This is a genomic window from Dictyobacter arantiisoli, from assembly GCF_008326305.1.
GTDB lineage: Bacteria > Chloroflexota > Ktedonobacteria > Ktedonobacterales > Ktedonobacteraceae > Dictyobacter > Dictyobacter arantiisoli.
Window position 1 is genome coordinate 1 of the sequence record NZ_BIXY01000183.1, and the last position, 3,930, is coordinate 3,930.

Here is a 3,930-nt window from a genome sequence, read left to right on the forward strand (position 1 = left end):
TTTTTTGCAACCACTCTTCTTCATTCATTGATTGAGCCACTTTCTCTTCTCGTTTTCGTTGGCTTCATTCTACCATCTTTTTTTTGACCTGAATATCTCTTTGCGAAAATCTGAGGGGCACCCTTACGCAGCCCTCTATATGAGTTTGCGCCTATCTATGCTACAATAAATGCCTGCTCAGCCTATCTCACTTGATTTAATTGGTGAAACATCTGCCACATCTTCTGTAGGCAGCGAAAGGATAGTGGGACGGCTCGCATGCGCACGTATCAGGATAGGATATTGATGGAACTGTACAACATAGCGGCTCACGTAACGTACATACTTACAGAGAGGGTTGATCGTAGTGGTGAAAGAGAGTCAGGGGCACGCGGAGCCATCATTGGGAATGGCTCGTCAGGGTTTAGGGCGGACTGGTGAGCGTCTGGCAACCGAGCATTTGATACAGGCTGGATATACTATTCGTGAGCGTAATTATCGCTGCTGCTATGGTGAAATAGACGTGATCGCTGAGCATGACCTGGATCTTGTCTTCATCGAAGTCAAGACGCGCCGTGGTGCCACCCATGGCTTGCCTGAAGAGGCAGTGAATAAACGGAAACAACAAAAAATCTTACAGGTTGCGGCGCATTATCTCTCTCTCCACGCTGATGATAAAGAAGCGGGTGAGCGATCCTGGCGTGTTGATGTTGTAGCTATCCAATTGAGTGCAGGAGGAAAGCTGGAAGAGATTCGTCTGTATCAACATGCCTTTATGGAGTAAGCCGCAGTATCGTAGCATATACAGCCAGATATACTATCTCGAAAAAGCATTGAGGGGGTTATATGAGTGATTTTCTATCATCCGCCAAAAACTTTGTCAACTCGGCGGTAAGCCGTACCGGCTGGGAAGCGCAAAAGCAGTTGCGCGTACGCAATAAGCAGAGCGAAATTGATAAGCTTATCGAGCAACGTCAGCATCTTATGGACGAGATGGGGCAGGTGGCGATGACTCTGTATCAACAGGGAGCACTGACCGATACGCAACTCTCACGTATTTGTGCCAGTATCTTTGAACTGGATCATGATTTGCGTGCTCGCGAGATGCAATTGCAGGAAGTCAAAAATGAAACATACCCTGCGGATCAATTCACGCCCGGACCGACCATGAACTATACGCCTCCAGCACCCAATAGCAATAATGCGCAACCGCAACAGCCAGCCTATGGGAATCCACAGCAGCCGCCGCAACCAGTATATGGGAATCCGCAGCCAACCTATACCCAGCAGCCAGCGGGTGCGGCAGGACATGCGCCTGATCCACAGGCTACTATCCATTGTACCCAATGCGGCAATCCATTGCGCCCGAATGCGCTCTATTGCCGCAACTGCGGAGCCAAGCATCAATAGGGCAGATCGATTAGAGAGCTAGCAGTCAGCTATCTCAAAAAGATAGCGTATGTCCAGGCATACGCTATCGCTTTATTTCTCCTGTGACTCCTGGGTTTTGGCCGCGTATGAATGAATCTTTGAGCTATGGGTCCAACGTTTTTTGTAGCGAATATAGACCTGTTCCTCAGCTTCTTCATCGTGTTGCAAGGTACACTTTTCCCATTCAGCCACCACGCCTGCAGCCTGCAGAGTACGCAAGGCGGCGTTGATCAAAGCCGTATCCTGCTTCACGTTGACTCCGGTTAATTGTTCATCAGCCAGAGTTCCCTCGCGTTCGATTAATTGATCCTGTTGTTTTCCGCTCAATTTATAGCGAATAGCCATCGTTTCTTCTCCAATTATTTTGTTACACGCCTGCACTATAAAAATGCATGGCACGAATAATTTACCATACATGTGCATCAAAAAAAGACTCATCGGCCATCAAGCGGATGAGATAGGGAATATATGGCTTCTATCATAGCATAGAACCGCGAGAGTTGACCCTCATCTGTTCTATCGTACGTCCATATGAATCAATTTGCCTGCCTCCTTCCAGTCATGGTTATCTCTATAGTCGTACTTGACTATAGAGATAACCACACGCTATAATCTGGTCGTATTTGATTAGTCAAACCTGACTAATCAAATACGACCAGACGTTATTCTGTTTGTTGCTTGCGTATTTGCCCCAGATTTTCAGCAGGATCATGGGTGAGAGAAGATGACGCCAAGAAGTTTTGTATGGATGGCCTGGGCGAACTCTCAGGGGATTTAGGACGACACGATATGTCTAAGATAGATGACCAGAAGGGTCAGCGGACCGCGATGCTGTTGATGGCTTTGACCATCTTGATTGATTTTACTGGCTTTGGACTGGTGATCCCTCTCTTGCCATTCTGGGCAGAGCGGGTGGGTACCAATGCGTTGGGAATTGGCGCGTTGATCAGTATCTATGCCGTCGCCCAGTTTCTTTTTACGCCTATGTTGGGTGTGCTCTCTGATCGTCATGGCCGTAAGCCCATCATCGTGACATCGATCCTGATTGAGGTTATCGCGCTGACAGCTACTGCGTTGGCGAACTCTCTGCCATTTCTCTTATGTGCCCGTTTTATTGGTGGTATCGGAGCCTCGAATATTGGTTCGGCGCAGGCGGTGATCGCTGATCTTACCAGCCCACGTGAGCGCGCGAAATGGATGGGCATGATTGGGGCCGCGATTGGCCTGGGCTTTGTGATTGGCCCTGCCCTCAGTGGCATCATGGCCCCGTTAGGATTGCAACTGACCTTCTTTGTGGCTGCTGGCCTGGCCGCCGTCAATGCTGTACTGGTAATTGTCTTCTTACCTGAGACACGCAAGCGGAATAGTGAACAAAGTAAGCAGGCCAGAAAAGCTAATCCCTTCAGTATCTTCTTTGGGGGATGGCGTATGGGAGCCAGATATCCCCTTATCGTGCGCCTGATCTGTGTCAATCTCTTCTATACCCTGGCCTTTACCGGCATGGAAAGTACCTTTTCATTGCTCACACAGCGTAACTTTGGCTGGGGGGCCATGCAGAATGGGTATGTCTTTACCTATGTCGGGGTGATGATTGTTATTATGCAGGGTGGTCTCATTGGACGGCTCGTCAAGCGCTGGAACGAACAAACTCTGATGCTGGCGGGACTGATCCTCATGGCACTGGGGCTCTTTACTCTTCCCATTGGCGTAAATTTGATCTGGACATTGATCGCGCTGGGCGTGCTGAGTATCGGGGATGGAGCTGTCTCGCCGATGTCATCGACCCTCCTCTCATTTGCTACTCCCGCCGACTCACAAGGCGAGATTCTTGGCTTGTCACAGGGTATTGGAAGCCTGGGACGCGTCTTTGGCCCCATCATCGCCGGTAGCCTCTATACTTTCCGTGGCCCTATTGCCTCTTATAGCGTGGCTGCTCTGCTGGTAATCATTGCTGCTATCCTGATCTATTCATCCTTGAAGAACCATCTCAAGCTGCTGGAAAGCGCCATTCATCCAGCATCCAGTGGCATTGGAAGCACTCCCATTGCCGTCAACGAAGAATAGCGTAGCCTACGCTACGGTGGCAATGGTGGTACGTGGAAGGGGAAAGCGCACCTCGGTTGCGACCTCGGCACGCACCTACACTTCCCTTCATCATTCTCACCAATTCCAGTCTGTTCATCTCTTGTCTGAGTTCGGTTTTTTCGCGTTGTTGCACCATCCATTCTTCGTATTGGAGCGGTATTGTCCTTCATAGGTGGAGAGAACCGACCCTCTCAAATCAGGCTGTAATCCCCCTCATCTCTGCTCCATGGGAGATTTGTGTTCTTCTCCACCCATGAAGGGTGGCTGCTACTGTTGGGTGCCCCTCAGATTTTCGCAAAGTTCTTTTGAGCGCGAACTCAACTCGGTAGGAAAGATCGCTTCCAGGGGTGGTGAGCAGAAGGACGAGAGGAACCAGGTAGCGTAGCAGGAGGAGCGGCGGGGAGGCGTGGTGGTGCAGGCTCGGCCTTGGGTGGC

At 50.1% G+C, this 3,930-nt stretch carries 4 protein-coding genes; 3 read left to right on the forward strand and 1 reads right to left on the reverse strand.

The window, feature by feature from the left end:
• Positions 1-349 precede the first annotated feature (349 nt).
• Together F1593_RS27465 and F1593_RS27470 are read left to right on the forward strand one after the other, a co-directional pair.
• Positions 350-763, forward strand: coding sequence for a YraN family protein (locus tag F1593_RS27465; RefSeq protein ID WP_235932732.1), 414 nt, complete (start codon positions 350-352; stop codon positions 761-763).
• A 62-nt stretch (positions 764-825) separates the two neighbouring features.
• Complete coding sequence (locus F1593_RS27470; RefSeq protein WP_149404741.1) at positions 826-1,389, forward strand: zinc ribbon domain-containing protein; 564 nt, start codon at positions 826-828, stop codon at positions 1,387-1,389.
• A gap of 72 nt (positions 1,390-1,461) precedes the next feature.
• On the opposite strand, the gene F1593_RS27475 is transcribed toward F1593_RS27470, so the two are convergent.
• A complete protein-coding gene (locus F1593_RS27475) occupies positions 1,462-1,755 on the reverse strand; it encodes a hypothetical protein (protein ID WP_149404742.1) in 294 nt (97 codons plus the stop codon).
• 369 nt (positions 1,756-2,124) lie between these two features.
• Here F1593_RS27475 and F1593_RS27480 point away from each other — a divergent pair, with 369 nt between their 5' ends.
• A complete protein-coding gene (locus F1593_RS27480; protein WP_149404743.1) occupies positions 2,125-3,474 on the forward strand; it encodes an MFS transporter in 1,350 nt (449 codons plus the stop codon).
• The last annotated feature ends 456 nt before the right edge of the window (positions 3,475-3,930 follow it).